Source organism: Enterococcus sp. AZ104, assembly GCF_050546705.1.
In the GTDB taxonomy this organism is placed as follows: Bacteria; Bacillota; Bacilli; order Lactobacillales; family Enterococcaceae; genus Enterococcus; species Enterococcus faecalis.
The window spans coordinates 766,809-783,885 of sequence record NZ_CP172952.1 but is presented as its reverse complement, the minus strand read 5'-3'; the positions used below and the strand labels follow the sequence as shown (position 1 = coordinate 783,885).

Sequence of the window (17,077 nt, the reverse complement as noted above, 5' to 3'; positions counted from 1 at the left end):
GGGACGAAGTACTCGTGTTACCACCCAAATTCAAAGTAGAGTTGCCCCTACTTTCTCTGAAATTGATAACGGTAATTATCCGGCAGTTCCTACTCAAGTGTTCAGAACTGCATCTAGGATAGAGGATCTGTTTAATGCCAGTGTCTGTCAAACTTTCACTATCATTGACTCGCTGCTAAGAATAAACATTAAACGTTCTGTTCTATCTATTTTGATTCTTCTTCAATTGTTTCTTCAGTGACTTCAATTACAGGCTTTTTTTCTACTACAGCATCTGTGTTCTCTTCAGAGTTTACAACAGTTTCATTTTCGTTGTCAAGGTCTTGTTCATCAAGAATTTCCTTAACTGCTGTATGTTTGTCTCCGACATAACTAGAAAAAGGCTTTAAAATCTCTTCCCACTCTTCACTCTTCACTTGCTCTAATTGAGTTTCAAGCATTAAGCTTAAGCGTTGATGGAAGACACGTGTTTTCTTCTTCAAGTCTTCTGTTTCCCCAGCTAATTGACGGGCACGTTCAATTGCTTCTGCTAAGATTTGTGTTGATTTCGCTTCAGCATCTGCAATCATTGCATTTGATTTACGTTCAGCTTCTACCAAGGTTTCTTTGGCTTGGTTATCTGCCGAAGTGATAATCATTTCTGATTCTTTATTGGCACTTGATTTCACTTTATCAGCGGTATCTTGTGCAACAATAATTGATTGGTTCAATGCATCTTTCAATTCATTGAAGTATTGTAATTTTTCTTCTGCGTGTTTTAATGATTTCTCAAGTTCACGATTTTTTTGTAATGCATCTTCATAATCACGTGTGACTTGATCTAAAAAGTCATCTACATCGTCTTGGTTATAGCCTCTCATTTTTGTTGAGAAGTCTTTGTTTTGAATATCTAATGGAGTTAATGCCATATTCCTTCACCTCTTTGGATTATTTTTGTAAAACCCCTTATGAACACATTCTCATACTAATCCTGAAATAGCAAATATCTTACTTTTTTTATTATACACAACTTCGTCTGAATGAACAGCCAAAATGGTTTTCTTAAACAAAAGTTCGAGATTATTTTCTCAATACCCCTAAGAGGACACGAAATTTTTCTTTCTTTGTTTTTCCTTCTAATTCTTGAATCTGAAGGCGCCCAAATCCCCGTATCGAAACAATATCTAATAAGTCTAAAGCAAAATCTGGTCGTGTCGTTTCTGTCCAATTGACTTTTACTTTACCAGATTCGATCAATTGTTTTGATCGCTGCCTTGAAATATTAAATACGGCGGAAATCACACTATCCAGCCGCAAAGAGCTCATAGTCGTTCGCTCTTCTTGCCAACCATCCTTCGGTATCAAAATTTGTGTATAATCACGCTCTTCTAAACGAACAGTAATTTTACCAATTTTGTCGACTTGGTTAACAACGAAGCCAGCTACTTCTTGTGCTATAAAAACCTGCCACTTATCACCATCGGAAATAATATCTCCAAAGGCTTCCCTACGAACCCCAACATTCATCAAGGTGCCTAAAATTTTCCCATGAGATAATGTCGCAAATTTAGATGGATAAATAATTTCAAATAATACAACACCAAAATCTGTCTCTTCTGGTATGTAATACGCTGGATAAATCAAGCAGCGTTTTCGTTCTGCTTGCTCATAACCACCATAAAAAGTAAACGATAAATCACTGTTTTGTCGAATCAACGTTTCCAAAATATACGCCTGTCTAGGATCAAGAAAGTCTGTCAAATAAGGCGCGTATTGCATCTCCACTTGCTCTAGCCAATCCCCGACAGTGTCAATAAAAGGATGTTCATCTTTGCGGAAATGTTGATACACATTTGCGTTCATAGATAAATCATCCTTTCTAAAAGTTATTAATAAACAATAGCTCGTAAAATGACTGCTAAGCCACCCGCTGCTAGGTTAAGGACAATAATCCCTACCATTACGTTAAATCCAACCATTCCAATCCTTAAATTCAAACGGTCAAACAAACTTAAGTATGGTTCACAAATTCTAGAGAGCAAACGCCCGAAAGCAGAATCATACGCTCCTGGAAACCATGAAAGTAGCGCGTAAATCACTAGTAATCCTGAATAGATTTGAACGCCTTTGTATAATAGAGTAATCAGTGTTGCGATAATAACACCTCCCTAAGGCTTAGAAATCAAAGAATTGTTTGTTGGCTAAAGATTGTGCTGTCGCACTATCAATTTCCATATTCGCTGGTGTGCATAAGAAGATTTCATTGCCAACGCGCTGAATATCTCCGTCTAAAGCATACACAGTACCAGTTAAGAAATCAACGATGCGTCGTGCTTGGTCTTCTTCTACTAATGTAAAATTAACTAGCACGGCTTCTTCAGCAAATAAATGTTTCGCAATGCTCATTGCTTCTGAATACACACGTGGTTCAATAATAGTAATTTTATGTGTTTTTGCATTGGCGGTGCTTTCTTGTGCTCGTCTTGTATTCGTAGTCGCTGATTGATTAGAACTACGCATAGAAACCACTTTTTTCTCTGTGTAAGCAGCTTGTTGTGTGTCTCTTTCTTGATGCGTTTCAGCAGAACGATAGCGTGCAGAAGGTTTTTCAACTACAGGCTCACTTTGTTGTGTATAAGCTGGCTGACTGTAACTTTCCTGTTGTTGAACAGGGCGTTGTGGTTTAGGCCGAGTTGCACGACGCGGTGGTTCATTAACTGCTTTGCGCTCTTCATATTCTTCGTAGTTATCATAATAATCATCTTCTTCGCCAGATAAGCCAAAAAAGCTCGATAACGCATCCTTGTTAAAAATTGACATAAATTCCTCTCCTTTACGCATCTCTGAATAACGCTGTTCCGATTCGTATAAAAGTTGCACCTTCTTCAACTGCGATTGGGAAATCGTTACTCATTCCCATGCTAAGTTCTGTACAAGGAGCAAAAGATAAATGTTTCTCATTTACGGTCATTTGCAGCTCTTTTAATTCTCTAAATGTTGCATGTAATACTTCTTCACTTGCCCCAAAAGGTGCCATAGTCATTAGACCGACGATTTGAATTTTGTCCAAATCAGCAAGTTCTTGAATGAAAGGTAAGACGTCTTCTTTACGAAAGCCGTGCTTGCTTTCTTCCCCAGTTATATTCACTTCAACAAAACAACGAATAACTTTCGTTGCTCTTTTTTGAATTTCTTTGGCCAGACTCAGACTATCTAATGCATGAAAATAATCTATCTCATTAATAATTAATTTTACCTTCCTACGTTGTAAATTACCAATTAAATGCCACTGAATATCATTAAATTTTTCCAATCCAGCTTTCTTTTCTAGTAACTTATCTACTCGGTTTTCAGCTAAATTCTGGACACCAAGCTGAACAAGCTCTGCTGCTTCCTCAATTCCTACTGATTTAGTGACGCCAATCATTGTCACATCAGCAACAGAGCGCTGTGAGCTTTTGCATGCTAGCTGAAGTTGATTATTAATATTTGTTAAGTTTTCAGCTATCATTTCTAATCGATGCTCCTTATCGTTTTCTGCGGAAAAATGGTGGCGTACTTAATTCGTCATCATTGTGATTTGGTTCTTCACGGTGGAATGTGTCAAATTCTTTTTTGTCTACTTGTTCTAATGAAGATTCATCAACTTTTGGACGTGTATTTTGTTCTCTGCGAATATCCCAATCGCCAAAAGCACTTGCTTCTTCTTGTGATTTTGGTTGATCCATTTCCACAGATTGAGTTGTTTGTTGCATTGGTTGAACCGCTTGCCTTGTTTGACGGTGCGGTTTTCTATCCTTTTTTGATTCATCAATACCTGTAGCGATTACTGTTACACGAATTTCGTCGCCTAAATCTTCGTTGATTGATGTACCTAGGATAATGTTCACATCACCTGAAGCAGCATTTGTAACGATATCTGAAGCATCTTGCGCTTCAAACAAGGTCATATCTAAGCCACCAGTAATGTTTAATAAGACTTGTTCCGCACCATCGATTGATGTTTCTAACAATGGTGAAGAAATAGCTTTTTTCGTTGCTTCAATTACGCGTTCTTCGCCGCTCGCTACACCAATTCCCATTAAAGCTGTTCCTTGGTTTTCCATCACTGTTTTCACGTCAGCAAAGTCCAAGTTTACGTAACCTGGCGCAGTGATTAAATCTGAAATTCCTTGAACACCTTGACGTAATACATTATCAGCTTCTCTAAATGCTTCAAGCATTGGCGTTTTCTTGTCAACGACTTCTAATAAGCGGTTGTTTGAGATAATTAGTAGTGTATCAACGTTTTCTTTTAATAAGGCAATTCCTTCAGCGGCAAAACGACCACGCTTTGGACCTTCAAAACTAAATGGACGAGTTACTACACCAACTGTTAAAGCGCCTAATTCTTTAGCGATTTTTGCAACTACTGGCGCAGCACCTGTACCAGTTCCGCCACCCATACCAGCAGTAATGAAAATCATATCCGCGCCTTGTAATGATTCTGAAATCACTTGTTCACTTTCTTCTGCAGCTTTTTGGCCAACTTCAGGTTGTGAACCAGCACCTAAACCACGAGTGTATTTAGGGCCTAATTGAATCACTGTTTCTGCTTTTGAATGTTTTAATGCTTGAACGTCTGTATTGGCTGTGATAAATTCCACGCCTTTAACGTTTTCTTCGATCATACGGTTTACAGCGTTTCCGCCGCCGCCACCTACACCGATAACTTTAATGACTGCACCGTTGTTAATGTTATTGTCTAATGAAAATTCCATGATATCGTATCCTCCTGTTTGTGTGATTAGTCGAAAATGTTCGAGAAGAAGTCTTTGATTTTGCCTGTCACTTTTTCACCAGACTCACGTTCGTTGAATTCTTCATATTCTTCTTGAGGCTGTTCAGCATATGTGTCATAGCGAACTTCTTGTTGGACAGCGACTGATTGTGCTGGTTTCGATTTTTCACCAGGGATTGCATATTTGGCAATGTGATAAATATCGTTTAGTTGCGCTGAATATTCCACAATGCTAATGACATTAGCAAAGACTGGGTTACGTAAGCCCATGTGATTTGGTACGTATAGTTTTACGTTGGCTTCAAAAATTTCTTGCGCCAAATCGACAATACCTGGCATACTAGCGGCGCCACCAGTTAATACAACGCCTCCAGGTAATTCAAACGCATCAATTTCATCCAGAACTTCTTTTGATTTTCTCAAAATTTGTTCCACACGCGCTTCAATAATTTCTGAAAGGTAACGTTCGTCCACTCTTACAGGCTCTGACTTACCGATAACATCAACAGGAAACTCTTCGTTTGCTGAAGTTCTTTCTGGATAAGCATCCCCATAATTAATTTTTAAGGCTTCGGCGTTGTTAAAAGAAGTATTCAATACGATTGAGATATCTTTCGTGATGAACTCGCCGCCTTCTTGGTTAACATGAGTAAATTTCAATTGTTTGTCGTGGATAACAGATGTCGTTGTTTGACCGCCACCCATATCAATGACAATTGTTCCAAAGTCTTTTTCGCCATCTGTTAAAATTGTTTCTGTTAAAGCAAGCGGTGTAATCACTAATTCGTTAATTCCTAAGCCAGCTTTTTCAACACATTTACGGATGTTATGGATGATTGTTTTTGGTCCAGTATAGACAACGCCAAACATCTCCATGCGAACGCCAAGCATTCCACGTGGGTCTTTGATGCCTTCAAAGCCGTCGACGGTAAAGTCTTGCGGTAAGATTGCAACAATTTGACGTTCAGGAGGAGTTGAACGAACCAAAGCTGCAGATGCGACGTTGCGCACATCCTCATCTGTAATTTCTTTTGATTCACTGCTAACAGCTATCATTCCTTGACAGCTTTCTACTTCTAATAAATTCGCTGGTAATCCAACATTTACGCTTTTAATTTGAATGCCGGCTTTTTCTTCGGCTTGTCGAACGGCCCGTTGGATTGCTTGAACTGTTTGATCAATATCGACGACAATTCCTCGATTCAAACCGTCTGATTTTGCATTTCCAACGCCGATGATGTTCATTTGACCTTCAATATATTCAGCGACAACTACTTTGACAGAAGTTGTACCAATATCGAGGCCTACATACATTCCTGTTTTTGCCATGAACGGAATTCCTCCTCCTATTAATTCCAATATCTAAGCGGACAAAGGCGTCCGTTTAACTATCTCTTTTTTAGTATTATTCACTTCTTCCAATTTTACCATAAAAATGGGGGTTTTAGAAAGCAGATTATACGAATTTGTTCGTTAATTTTTGAAACATTTTTGTAAAAAACTTATTCTGCTTGTTGCACTTCTTGATTTTCTCCATTTGTAGGCGTACCGTTATTCGCTTCATCCGTTGCTGCGCCTGCATTTGGGTCCTCAACTTCTTGATTTTCAACCGCTGAATCTTCGGAAACTTCACTGCCCGTTTCTTCACTTTCTTTTTCATACGGATAAGAAAAAATGCCGACTTCCATATCAACGATTCCAGGTTTGTCCATTTGCTCGGCAACTTGTGAATAATAAGCCATTTTTTCACTTAAATCAGAAATATTAACAATCACTCGATTTCCATCATTCATATAGACATTAATCAAGTCTTTATTGGTTTTTGATGGTGCATATTTAATTTCTGAAATTCCTTGTTTAATTTCTTGAGGTAATTTGTTGTAAGAGGCCATTAATTCAGGGATTAATTTATCCTCTTTGAAATTCTCAAAAATTGGTTTGCCACTTTCAGCAGCTTTGGTGGTTTCCGCCAAAGTTTTACCATTCTCTAAAATCGGATGATAGCCGCCTTTAGTCGCAGCAAGAGCGACAATTTGATACTCTTGAATATCAATTTTAAATGAATTAATACCATTTAACTTAATGTTCGCCTTTTTTATAATTGGAAACTTTTTCTGAATATTTGCAGAAAAATAATTTCTATTTGAATACTGCTCCCATAAGCCACTGCCCGTTTCAAGTTTTGACTGCTGAATAATTGCTTGGCTCTCCACACTTTTGTTACCTGAAACTGTTACTTCACTCAATCGACTAAGAGGCGAAACAAAATACAATGCCACTAAAATGGCTGTCCCTAAACAAGTTAAAATAAAGGCTAAACGCCTATATAAGCGCTTGTTCCGTGTTTTCTTAACGTTCGGTAAACGATCTGCAAAATGCTCCTCTTCTTCCACTGTTTCTTGTGGAAGATGTTGTTGAGGCTCTTCTTGACTTTGTTCTTGTAAAGTGATGGTGACTTCTGCTTGTTCGTTTTCACCTTTTGAAGCAGCTTCTTCCGCTTGCTTCTTCAAATATTCTTGGTTTTGTTTTTGCCAAGGTGTCAGTTCAGGTTGAGACTCTTCCGATTTTTTTGGAGGTAATGGTTTTCTTTTTTTGAATATATCGTTCTCGTTACTAATCTTCCACACCTCCTATCTCAGACTAACGTTTTCACAACTTGATACAAACGATCACTTGCATCTGGGATGCCTTCCCCTTTGGACGCCGTTGCCATCTGTTGTCTTTTTTCATTGTTTAATAAAATATCATCAATTGCCGCAACTAAACGAGCGCCGGTCAATTCTGCATCTGGAATCATTTCAACAGCACCAACTTTTACTAAGCTTTGCGCGTTTTTCGTTTGATGATCATTCGTGACGTAAGGACTCGGAATTAAAATTGCTGGTAATCCTAATGCGGTGAACTCCGCAATTGAGGTTGCTCCTGCACGTCCCACCATTAAATCGGTATTAGCCATCACTTCAACCATTTTATCAATATACGGTTGCACACTTATGTTTGTCAATTTCTTTTCAGAAAGCTTTAGACTTTCTTGAAGTTCCTGATAATATCTTTCTCCTGAAGCGTATAAAACTTGATACTCTCTCTCTTCAAACAAAGGAAAGGCCTGTTCAAACGCTTGATTGATTTTCAAGGCGCCACGACTTCCGCCAAATAAAACCACCGTTTTCTTTGCTGGATCCAAGCCAAACTCTGATAAAATAGCTGACTTTTCCACCGTTACGACTTCTTGTCCCCGCGGGTTCCCTGTTAAAATTGTTTTTTCTTTCGGGAAAAAACTAGCGACATCTGGAAAACAAATCGCAATTTTATCCACATAACGACTTAAAAATTTATTTGTCATTCCAGGGATACTATTTTGTTCATGAATAATTGTCGGTATTTTTAATTGGTGGGCCGCATAAACCACTGCACCAGAAACATAACCGCCTGTACCAATGACCACATCTGGTTGAAATTCACGAATAATTTTTTTTGCTTTATTAATGCTTGTTAAAAATAAATAAATTGTTTTAAAATTTTGAGGACTTAGCGAACGCTTGAATCCTTGAATTTTAATCGTTTTAAATGGAATTTTCGCCTTTGGCACAATTTGACTTTCTAGACCATTTTCTGTTCCCACATACAAGAATTCTGTTGCAGGTGTTTCTTTTTTGACGTGTTCGACGAAGGATAACGCAGGATAGATATGCCCACCTGTGCCACCACCAGTTACTAGTATCTTCATTTTCTCACATTTCACTTTCTTTTAATTGTTGAACAGCTTGCATAAAGGCTTCCCCGCGTACTTCGAAGTTCGGGTATTGATCCCAACTTGCGCAAGCAGGTGATAGTAAAATAGTATCATCTTTTTCCGAATAATCAAAGGCAATGGTAACCGCCGTTTGAACATTTTCAGCAAATAAAATTGTTTCAATGTTCGCTTTTTTAGCAGCTTCCGCCAATTTTTCTTTGGTTTCTCCAAATAAAACAATTGCTTTGAGTCCCAGCAGAGCAGGAACCAATTCATCAAATGAGTTACCGCGATCCAAGCCACCTGCAAGTAAAAGTAGCTTTTGGTTGTCAAACCCACTTAACGCCATCTCTGTAGCTAAAATATTGGTTGCTTTTGAATCGTTATAAAAACGTCTTTGCTGAACTTCGCCAACAAATTGCGTTCGATGGGGAACGCCTGAAAAGTTTGTCAAAGTTTGTCTAATCTGAGCATTCGATACATTTTTTAATTTAGCTACACAAATCGCTGCGAGTGCATTTTCAATATTGTGACTGCCAGGAATCCCTAGCTCATCGGCGGGCATAATATATTCTTCATTGAAATATAATTTCCCATCTAAAAGATAAGCCCCTTCTACTGCTTCTTTCGTTGAAAAAGGCAATACGTTGGCAGCTGTGGTTTTGGCTAACGTTTGAAGCTCTACTTGATTCCAATTTAAAATCAAGGTGTCCTCTGCGGTCATGTTTTTTTGAATGGCCCATTTTGCAGCAACATATTCTTTCCGCGAACCATGATAATCCAAGTGTGCCTCAAAAATATTTGTAATTACTGCAATTTGTGGGTGAAACGTCTCAATTCCCATTAACTGAAAACTAGAAAGTTCCATCACAAGATCATCCTTGGCTGTTGCTTCTTGAGCCACCGTACTCGCTGGAAAACCAATATTTCCCGCCAAACGTGCCTCACCAGCCGTTCTGTCAGCGTTTAGCAGTAAACCAATCATCGTGGTCGTGGTTGTTTTGCCATTGGTGCCCGTAATGCCGACAATTGGACATTCGGCAATTTGACCTGCTAATTCCACCTCAGTTATGATAGGAATTTTCCGAGTTAGTGCTTCTGCCACAAGTGGGTTTGTATAAGGAATGCCAGGATTTTTAACAATTAGTTCAAATTCTTCATCCAACAATTCAATTGGATGCCCCCCTGTAACAACACGAATACCCAAGGTTAATAAATCTTGGGCGTCAGGGTTTTGATCAAATTGTTTTGCGTCATTAACGGTAACGAGCGCACCTAACTCATGTAAGAGTTTCGCTGCGCTGACACCACTTTTAGCTAGTCCTAAAACCAACACTTTTTTGTTTTGATAGGTTGTTATTTTTTTCATTGTCAATTTCCCCTTTGATAGATTAGAAAAGAATCCATAATGTGATTCCTGAACAGATTAAACCGACAGACCAAAAGACAAAATCAATTTTCCATTCAGACCAACCACACATTTCAAAATGGTGATGAATTGGTGACATTTTAAAAATCCGTCGACCAAATAATTTAAATGAAGCAACTTGTAAAATAACACTTGCTGTTTCACAAACGTAGACAAGTCCAATTAAAAGTAGCGTCCATTCTTGATGCAAAATAATTGAAATTGCTGCTAACAATCCACCTAATGCTAATGAACCAACATCACCCATGAAGATTTTTGCTGGTTTTCTATTATAAGGGAAAAAGCCAATCAGCCCACCAATCACACTTAGGCAGATAATCACAACATCAAATTGTTGTTGTTTCCAGGCAATAATTGCATAAGTACCAAATGAAATTGTTCCTAAACCAGCAACTAAGCCATCAATCCCATCTGTCAAATTCACGGCATTAGAAAAACCGACTAACCAAAAAATAATAAACACGCCATAAAAAATACCTAACGGAACTTCTGCTACTCCAAACAAATCTAAGGTGTCTGAAAAGCCTTCACTTCGATAAACAAAGTAGAAAACCAACCCACCAAAAATTTGACCAATTAATTTTTGACGAGAATTCAAGCCCATGTTCCGTTTTTTAAAGACTTTAATGAAATCATCTAAATAACCTAGCAAACCGTATAATACTAAAATAAATAGAATAATTAGTAGAGACGGCGTAAATTGGTGGAAAAACAACCCCATTGCTAATGAAGTAATCAAGCTGGCTACAAGGAAAACGACTCCCCCCATTGTAGGGGTACCTGTTTTCACGCTATGCCAAGTCGGGCCATCTTCACGAGTAACCTGCCCTTGTTTTTTCATTTGAAAATAGCCAATGAATAGTGGCATTACGCTCACTGTAATGGCAAAACTCACCACTATGGGAATAAAAATCTGTGTCCACTCCATGTTATCTCTCCTAATTATTCTACGTTATTATTCTGTGCCTTCTAAAGTCACGGTTAATTTTTTCTCCGTAATTTCAGTTTCAGCAGCGATACTTTGTTTCGTCACATAGCCTTCACCTTTAAACTCGACAGTCAAACCTAATAGATCGCCAAACTTGGTAACATCGCTCTTCGACCAGCCGGTTAAATCAGGCATATAGTTCGTTCCATTTGTGATCAAAATCAATTTCTGATTAGGCATTAATGTTTGACCAGCCGGCGTTGATTGTTTCTTGATTTTTTCACCATCACCGATAATCACAGGATCCACCCCGTTCACTTTGGCATTGGTCAACGCTTCCGCTGGTGTCATGTTTTTATAATCAGCAACTGTGACTTTATCAGAAGCTACTTTCGTTGTTTCCGGATCTGTCTCTTTAATGTCTAACGCTAATTTCATTAATGGGTTTGCAATTGCCGCCATTGCTTCTGAAGGCGAACCTGATTTTGCTTGTCTAAGTGTAATATACAAAACATATTCAGGATTATCCGCTGGGACCATTTCCACTACAGAAGACAAGACTTGACTTGCTCCATCAACGTACCCTTTACCATCTGAAATCTGGGCAGTTCCTGTTTTGGCAGCAACATGATAGCCTGGTACTTTATAAATATCATACGCAATCCCGTAAGTCGGGTCTTCAACAGTATCAATCATGTACGTACGAATCTGTTGAGCTGTTTGCGCTTTGATTGGGGTTCCTACGATTTGTGGTTCCGTAATCGTTTCTTTTCCTGTATTTTTGTCAACAATTTTGCTGATGTAATGAGGTTGCAACATTGAACCGTCATTTGCAATAGCTGAGAAACCTTTCATCATTTGGAAATTAGTAACCGTAATTGCTTGACCAAATGCCGACATTGCTCTATCTACAAAGTTTGTTCCTGGCAATTTACCAGCAGATTCACCACTTAAACCTGAATGCGTGCTCGTACCAAAACCAAATTTTTTCAAATACTCCATCCATTTTTCATCACCCATTTTTTGTTCTAGTTTTACCATACCAATATTACTAGACCAAGAAATGGCTTGACGATAATTCAAATATTCTTTGCCGTTCAACCGAGTGTAGTCATGGTCATTCACAGTTACATCCCCAACCTGAATTCCACCAACACGATTGAATAATTCATTAGGATTAAACTGTCCTTGTTCCATAGAAGCAGCTGTTGTAAATAATTTGATTGTTGAGCCTGGTTCATAAGGACTTTCAACTAATAGGTTCTGCCACGTGCCATTATCGTCTAACCCTTGTTTCGTTTCAGGATTAAATGTTGGCCGTTGAGACATGGCAACAATTTCGCCTGTTTTTGCTTCCATTAACATGGCAGTCATAGAAACTGGTTCATATTTTTCATTAACTTGCGTCATTAAATCTTCTAAGGTATTTTGCAAGCGACTATCTAGCGTCGTGTAAATATCTTGACCATCCACTGCTTTTTTCTCTTCTGCCACAGTTCCTGGTAAGGCATTGCCATAAATATCTTTTTCAAAATACACACGGCCATCGGTTCCACTTAAAATATCATTATAGGTCTGTTCTAGTCCCATTGCTCCTACTAAGCCTTCTTTATCATCATCTGGATTGGCTGCTTTTGTATAGCCAATAAAGTGAGAAGCAAACTGACCATTGGGATATAATCTGGCTGGATGTTCATTGAAATAAACACCTGAAATTTTTTTCTTTTTCAAATCTGCTTCAATTTTTTGGCGTGTTTCCAAGGTGATGTTTTGACCACCCGTACCAAATTCCACTTGATATTGTGTTGACCCATCTTCATGGATCCCATTATTCAAGTATTTCAATGCTGTTTTTTTGTCTAGTTTGGTATATTTCGCTAAAATTTCAGCAATATCATCGAAGTCTTTTTTCTCCGCATAGAGCTTTTCATTATTTTGTCCCGTATATTTTTTTGATAATACGACATATAACGAATAAGAAGTAGCATCTTCTGCGATTGGATTACCATATCGATCTAAAATTGATCCTCGCTTAGCTTTTACCACTTGGCTTCCTTCATATAGAGAAGCTGTTTTTTCCTTTAGTGATACACCGGCTACTTTGCCTGTTGCCACAATGTATGTCGTTCTAAAGGCAAATAAAAAGAACAATCCAATACTCGTAGCGAATAAAATGATGCCTACTTTTTTACGATTGTTCATCGGATTTAAGTTTTTCTTTTTCATGAATTGTTTAAATTTATGTCTTTTACTCATTATTTAACAGTCCTAACATTGTCGCCGTTATTTTCTAGTCCTTGTTTTTTAGCGACATCTTTGATTCGATCTGATTTAGAAAGTTCGCTTCTTTCTTGTTCCAATTTCAAAGCGTTATCTTCCTTTTCTTTAATGACTGCTTGTGTTTCTGTAATATCGTTCATGGTTTGGACAATTGTCGTTCTTACTTGAATTGTCGCAATTGCAATACCAATCGTTGCACAAACTAATACAACACCGATTAATTTTTCTAGTAAAGAGACATTTTTTAGTTTCTTTTTGGGTAATAGAGTGGGGACAGGTAGTGTTTCCTCTTGCATTTTTCTGTCTTGCTCTGTTGCCACAGTTGGCTGATCCATTTCTGGTGCTTCATAATGGAAATCATTTACTTTCTTCAATTCAGCCATGTGTCTACCCCTCTCTCTATCTAGATTTTATTTTTTCGGCAATGCGTAACTTCGCACTTCGTGAACGATTATTCTCAGATAACTCACTGTCACTTGGTAAAATTGGTTTTCTGGTAATTACTTTTAATTCTGGTTGAAATTCTTCTGGTACCACTGGAATGCCTGGTGGCAAATCTTGTACCGTACTGTATTCTTTAAACATTGTTTTAACGATACGATCTTCTAACGAATGGAACGTAATCACACTGATTCTGCCATTTTTCGCTAGCAAATCAATTGCTTGTTCTAGCGACTCTTCAACTGCCCCTAATTCATCATTAACGGCAATGCGAATTGCTTGGAAAATTCGTTTTGCAGGATGTCCACCTTTGCGTCTTGCTGGAGCTGGAATCGCCGTCTTAATAATCTCAACGAGTTCGCCTGTTGTTTCAATTGGTTGCTTTTCGCGAACACGTTCAATTTCTCGAGCAATCTGTTTCGAAAATTTCTCTTCCCCATAACGAAAGAAAATTTTTACTAACTCACTATAGCTATACGTATTCACCACTTCGCGAGCCGTCAAGGGTGCATCTTGATCCATGCGCATATCTAAGGGCGCGTCTTGATGATAGCTAAAACCACGTTCTGCTTCATCTAATTGTGGTGAAGAAACACCTAAATCGTATAGAATCCCATCAACGTGGAACACCCCGTGTTCTGCCAATTCTTCTTTAATATTTCTAAAATTTGATTTGATGAAGGTCACTTGACCTTTGTCTACATATTTCTGCAAACGAGTCTTAGCATGTGCCAACGCTTTTTGGTCTTGATCAAAGGCATATAAATGACCGCGCTCATTCAATTGTGTCAGTAAGTATTCACTATGTCCGGCACCACCGAGTGTGCAATCTACGTATACGCCATCCGGCTTCACTTGTAATCCATCCACTGTTTCTTTTAAAAGAACGGTGTAATGGCGAAATTCTTCAGTCATCATTTGCCTCATTCCTAAAATCCAAAATCAATCATTGTTTCTGCTAATTCATCAAAGTTTTCTTCAGCTTCATCAGAGAATGCATGCCAACGTTCGTCACTCCAAATTTCAATTCGGTTAGAGACGCCGATAACAACACAGCCTTTTTCTAAACTGGCATGTGTTCGTAAATTCGCTGGAATATTGATACGACCTTGCTTATCAATCTCACATTCTGTTGCAGCGGAATAAAAGAATCGTACAAAGGTACGTGCATCTTTCTTAGCTAAGGGCATTTCTTGAAGTTTTGCTTCAAGTTGTGACCATTCATTTAAAGGATAACCAAATAAACAGCCATCCATCCCTCTCGTTACCACAAATTTTTCACCAAGTTCCTCACGAAACTTTGATGGAACGATTAGGCGGCCTTTGGCATCGATATTATGTTGGTATTCACCCATAAGCATAGCCAATACACCCGCTTTTCCACTTGATAGAACAAGTCTACCACATCCCACCACTTTCTACCACTATAAATCTAAAAACTTCTATTTTTTAACTGTTATTTAAAATTTCTGTAATATTTACAGGGTTTTATGTAACAAGCATCATCCAACAAAAAATGTTATTATAACAAGGTTTTTACTATGTTTTTTATCAAATAACCCCCAAAATAACAAAAAAACCCCACGGAGTGGGGAGTTGTGGGGGACATTTTCCCACAGCGTATTTCCCCTATTGTCTCCACGCTTTATTACAGTAGATAATGACTGATATTTAGCAAGATAAGCAACACATACAACACAAACGTTAGTAAAAACGTCAACCGCCAAAACATCTTGAAATATCGTCTATATAAAATCTCTCCATAATAATAAGCTTGAAACAGGGCAACAGCGACTCCTAATAACAAAATAGAAATCACAAAATACGGCATAATCGATTCATCATAACTATCTTTGGATAACTCATGGATCCCTATGAATAAAAACGGAATGGCCAAATCCGGTGCTTTTATTTTCCAACGTTCCGTTAGGGAAAAAGTGGACACGAGAAAATTGCACGCAAAGAGCACAATTACCGGAAAAATATACCAAAATAACATTATTGCCGAAAACGACACCATTCTCTCAACAAATCCTTTCATTCCACCTGCTATAACTATACTTCATCAACGTTACACAGATGTTTCATTTCGTTTAAATATATGTGCTAAAAGCCCTTTTTGCTTGCTTTTTCATATAAAAAACGGATTACTTATCAAACCATTTTCAAAACGAGGCCTCACCTATCGCGGCCACTTATTTTTGAATGTTTTTTATAAGCTTTTCTTCTCGTATTGTGTCATACTTCTATTATAATGGATTTAGAACAAAAAATGTTGATTCGGGGTGAATCTTTTGATTAATTATTTATTATTGAAAAATGACTATTTTGAACCTTGTTCACCAGACGATGAAGCCCTAAGTTGGATTTCGGTAGAATCTCCTACAGAAGAAGAAATCGAGCGTCTCGTCAATCAATACCACTTACCAACAGATTATCTTACCGGCGTTTTAGATGATGAAGAAAATGCTCGAGTGGAAGGCTTCCGCCACGAAAAATTACAAACGCCTACGTTACTTTTATTTCGTTATCCCAAAGCTAGTATCAGTCCTAGTGGCTATCTGCAAGTAGAAACGGTGCCGATTGCTTTAATCGCAACCATCGATAACAAACTAATTACTGTTAGCAACGGGCCTAACGACATCGTTCATGGGATTCAAAAAGAGGCGTTCACCCATCAAGATCTTTCTATTGAGAAGGCCTTAATTTTAGCCCTTTCATGGAAGATGGCCCTTTCCTTCAATAAAAACTTACAAGCACTTATCCAACAAACCAACAAACTTGAAGGAGAGCTCCAAGTAGCCACAGAAAATAGTCAATTGTATCAGATTATGGACATTCAAAAAAGTCTAGTTTATTTCGAAGCAGCTTTAACGGATAATTTAAAAGTATTAAAACGTTTATATAGCGCTGAAATTTTTAATCATCCAGAAAAACATTTGCCATTTTTAAGGGATATTCTGATTGAACTAGAACAAGGACTGAATACGACTAAAATACAACTAAAATTAGTTGATAACATTAGTAATACTTTTTCAGCAATCGTTTCAAATAACTTAAATAATGTCATGAAAATTTTAACATCCTTAACAATTGTCCTGACCATTCCGACCATCATCGGAGGAATTTACGGCATGAATGTGAAACTCCCTTTTGCAGAGCATGAATATTCCTTTTGGATTATTTTTGCCATCACTACCTTAATCTGCGTAATTAGTATTCGAATTTTAAAGAAAAAGAATCTCTTATAACTTTAGGTTGCTGTTTTCAGGAAAAGGTTGTACACTATTAGCAGAAATTAAAAAGGACGTGTCATTTATGAACGACAAAGAACAAAGTCGCTTTTCAAAAATCACGAAAGTCGTGGTTTGGCTAATGCTGATCGCAATTGTAGGTTCAACTGTTTTAACAGCGATTCTTAGTCTTTAAACTGGAGAACTTTTTCACACATTAAAAGTAAAAAAACAGCCCCTTCTATCAATTGAAGGGGCTGTTTTTTTTTACTTG

18 protein-coding genes are annotated in these 17,077 nt (G+C 37.9%); 2 read left to right on the top strand and 16 right to left on the bottom strand.

The features are described from left to right. Window positions 1-206: 206 nt before the first annotated feature. From divIVA to IGJ37_RS03755, 16 genes are all read right to left on the bottom strand, one after another. Window positions 207-908 carry a cell division protein DivIVA gene (gene divIVA, locus IGJ37_RS03830; RefSeq protein WP_002355904.1) on the bottom strand — a complete coding sequence of 234 codons (702 nt, stop codon included), beginning with the start codon at window positions 906-908 and terminating at the stop codon, window positions 207-209. Window positions 909-1,059: 151 nt separating this feature from the next. Further along, entirely contained in the window at window positions 1,060-1,842 is a 783-nt protein-coding gene (locus IGJ37_RS03825) for an RNA-binding protein (RefSeq protein WP_002355903.1), read from the bottom strand. Between the two features lie 26 nt (window positions 1,843-1,868). After that, entirely contained in the window at window positions 1,869-2,126 is a 258-nt protein-coding gene (locus tag IGJ37_RS03820) for a YggT family protein (RefSeq protein ID WP_002355902.1), read from the bottom strand. Between the two features lie 28 nt (window positions 2,127-2,154). Continuing rightward, window positions 2,155-2,799 carry a cell division protein SepF gene (locus IGJ37_RS03815; protein ID WP_325815056.1) on the bottom strand — a complete coding sequence of 215 codons (645 nt, stop codon included), beginning with the start codon at window positions 2,797-2,799 and terminating at the stop codon, window positions 2,155-2,157. A 13-nt stretch (window positions 2,800-2,812) separates the two neighbouring features. Beyond that, complete coding sequence (locus IGJ37_RS03810) at window positions 2,813-3,490, bottom strand: YggS family pyridoxal phosphate-dependent enzyme (RefSeq protein WP_002358890.1); 678 nt, start codon at window positions 3,488-3,490, stop codon at window positions 2,813-2,815. 16 nt (window positions 3,491-3,506) lie between these two features. Beyond that, entirely contained in the window at window positions 3,507-4,739 is a 1,233-nt protein-coding gene (gene ftsZ / locus IGJ37_RS03805) for a cell division protein FtsZ (RefSeq protein WP_002355899.1), read from the bottom strand. A 26-nt stretch (window positions 4,740-4,765) separates the two neighbouring features. Continuing rightward, window positions 4,766-6,088 carry a cell division protein FtsA gene (gene ftsA / locus IGJ37_RS03800; RefSeq protein WP_002355898.1) on the bottom strand — a complete coding sequence of 441 codons (1,323 nt, stop codon included), beginning with the start codon at window positions 6,086-6,088 and terminating at the stop codon, window positions 4,766-4,768. A gap of 173 nt (window positions 6,089-6,261) precedes the next feature. Continuing rightward, a complete protein-coding gene (locus tag IGJ37_RS03795) occupies window positions 6,262-7,386 on the bottom strand; it encodes a cell division protein FtsQ/DivIB (protein ID WP_325815055.1) in 1,125 nt (374 codons plus the stop codon). Window positions 7,387-7,394: 8 nt separating this feature from the next. Then, the gene (gene murG / locus IGJ37_RS03790) at window positions 7,395-8,486 is read right to left on the bottom strand and encodes an undecaprenyldiphospho-muramoylpentapeptide beta-N-acetylglucosaminyltransferase (RefSeq protein ID WP_325815054.1); all 1,092 of its coding nucleotides are present in this window, start codon (window positions 8,484-8,486) and stop codon (window positions 7,395-7,397) included. A gap of 4 nt (window positions 8,487-8,490) precedes the next feature. Beyond that, on the bottom strand, window positions 8,491-9,861 hold the full coding sequence (gene murD / locus IGJ37_RS03785; RefSeq protein ID WP_002358885.1) for a UDP-N-acetylmuramoyl-L-alanine--D-glutamate ligase: 1,371 nt from the start codon (window positions 9,859-9,861) through the stop codon (window positions 8,491-8,493). A 22-nt stretch (window positions 9,862-9,883) separates the two neighbouring features. Continuing rightward, entirely contained in the window at window positions 9,884-10,849 is a 966-nt protein-coding gene (mraY, locus tag IGJ37_RS03780) for a phospho-N-acetylmuramoyl-pentapeptide-transferase (RefSeq protein WP_002355894.1), read from the bottom strand. A 27-nt stretch (window positions 10,850-10,876) separates the two neighbouring features. Beyond that, entirely contained in the window at window positions 10,877-13,105 is a 2,229-nt protein-coding gene (locus tag IGJ37_RS03775; protein WP_325815053.1) for a penicillin-binding protein, read from the bottom strand. Next, window positions 13,105-13,512, bottom strand: coding sequence for a cell division protein FtsL (ftsL, locus tag IGJ37_RS03770; protein WP_002358883.1), 408 nt, complete (start codon window positions 13,510-13,512; stop codon window positions 13,105-13,107). The genes IGJ37_RS03775 and ftsL overlap by 1 nt, the downstream gene beginning before the upstream one ends. A 16-nt stretch (window positions 13,513-13,528) precedes the next feature. Continuing rightward, window positions 13,529-14,485, bottom strand: coding sequence for a 16S rRNA (cytosine(1402)-N(4))-methyltransferase RsmH (gene rsmH / locus IGJ37_RS03765; protein WP_010820726.1), 957 nt, complete (start codon window positions 14,483-14,485; stop codon window positions 13,529-13,531). 14 nt (window positions 14,486-14,499) lie between these two features. Continuing rightward, the gene (gene mraZ, locus IGJ37_RS03760; protein WP_002383402.1) at window positions 14,500-14,985 is read right to left on the bottom strand and encodes a division/cell wall cluster transcriptional repressor MraZ; all 486 of its coding nucleotides are present in this window, start codon (window positions 14,983-14,985) and stop codon (window positions 14,500-14,502) included. Between the two features lie 233 nt (window positions 14,986-15,218). Beyond that, window positions 15,219-15,611, bottom strand: a complete 393-nt coding sequence (locus IGJ37_RS03755) for a DUF3397 domain-containing protein (RefSeq protein ID WP_002383401.1) — start codon at window positions 15,609-15,611, stop codon at window positions 15,219-15,221. Window positions 15,612-15,855: 244 nt separating this feature from the next. On the opposite strand from IGJ37_RS03755, the gene IGJ37_RS03750 reads away from it, so the two are divergent. Both IGJ37_RS03750 and IGJ37_RS03745 read left to right on the top strand, forming a co-directional pair. After that, window positions 15,856-16,821, top strand: a complete 966-nt coding sequence (locus IGJ37_RS03750; protein WP_002387038.1) for a magnesium transporter CorA family protein — start codon at window positions 15,856-15,858, stop codon at window positions 16,819-16,821. Between the two features lie 67 nt (window positions 16,822-16,888). After that, window positions 16,889-16,999, top strand: coding sequence for a DUF4044 domain-containing protein (locus tag IGJ37_RS03745; protein ID WP_002383399.1), 111 nt, complete (start codon window positions 16,889-16,891; stop codon window positions 16,997-16,999). The last annotated feature ends 78 nt before the right edge of the window (window positions 17,000-17,077 follow it).

Coding starts and splice junctions, on each gene's coding strand:
- divIVA (WP_002355904.1), bottom strand. CDS start 908: ATGGCATTAACTCCATTAGATATTCAAAACAAAGACTTCTCAACAAAA.
- mraY (WP_002355894.1), bottom strand. CDS start 10,849: ATGGAGTGGACACAGATTTTTATTCCCATAGTGGTGAGTTTTGCCATT.
- IGJ37_RS03745 (WP_002383399.1), top strand. CDS start 16,889: ATGAACGACAAAGAACAAAGTCGCTTTTCAAAAATCACGAAAGTCGTG.
- ftsZ (WP_002355899.1), bottom strand. CDS start 4,739: ATGGAATTTTCATTAGACAATAACATTAACAACGGTGCAGTCATTAAA.
- ftsA (WP_002355898.1), bottom strand. CDS start 6,088: ATGGCAAAAACAGGAATGTATGTAGGCCTCGATATTGGTACAACTTCT.
- IGJ37_RS03825 (WP_002355903.1), bottom strand. CDS start 1,842: ATGAACGCAAATGTGTATCAACATTTCCGCAAAGATGAACATCCTTTT.
- IGJ37_RS03810 (WP_002358890.1), bottom strand. CDS start 3,490: ATGATAGCTGAAAACTTAACAAATATTAATAATCAACTTCAGCTAGCA.
- IGJ37_RS03815 (WP_325815056.1), bottom strand. CDS start 2,799: ATGTCAATTTTTAACAAGGATGCGTTATCGAGCTTTTTTGGCTTATCT.
- ftsL (WP_002358883.1), bottom strand. CDS start 13,512: ATGGCTGAATTGAAGAAAGTAAATGATTTCCATTATGAAGCACCAGAA.
- IGJ37_RS03775 (WP_325815053.1), bottom strand. CDS start 13,105: ATGAGTAAAAGACATAAATTTAAACAATTCATGAAAAAGAAAAACTTA.
- rsmH (WP_010820726.1), bottom strand. CDS start 14,485: ATGACTGAAGAATTTCGCCATTACACCGTTCTTTTAAAAGAAACAGTG.
- IGJ37_RS03755 (WP_002383401.1), bottom strand. CDS start 15,611: ATGAAAGGATTTGTTGAGAGAATGGTGTCGTTTTCGGCAATAATGTTA.
- murG (WP_325815054.1), bottom strand. CDS start 8,486: ATGAAGATACTAGTAACTGGTGGTGGCACAGGTGGGCATATCTATCCT.
- murD (WP_002358885.1), bottom strand. CDS start 9,861: ATGAAAAAAATAACAACCTATCAAAACAAAAAAGTGTTGGTTTTAGGA.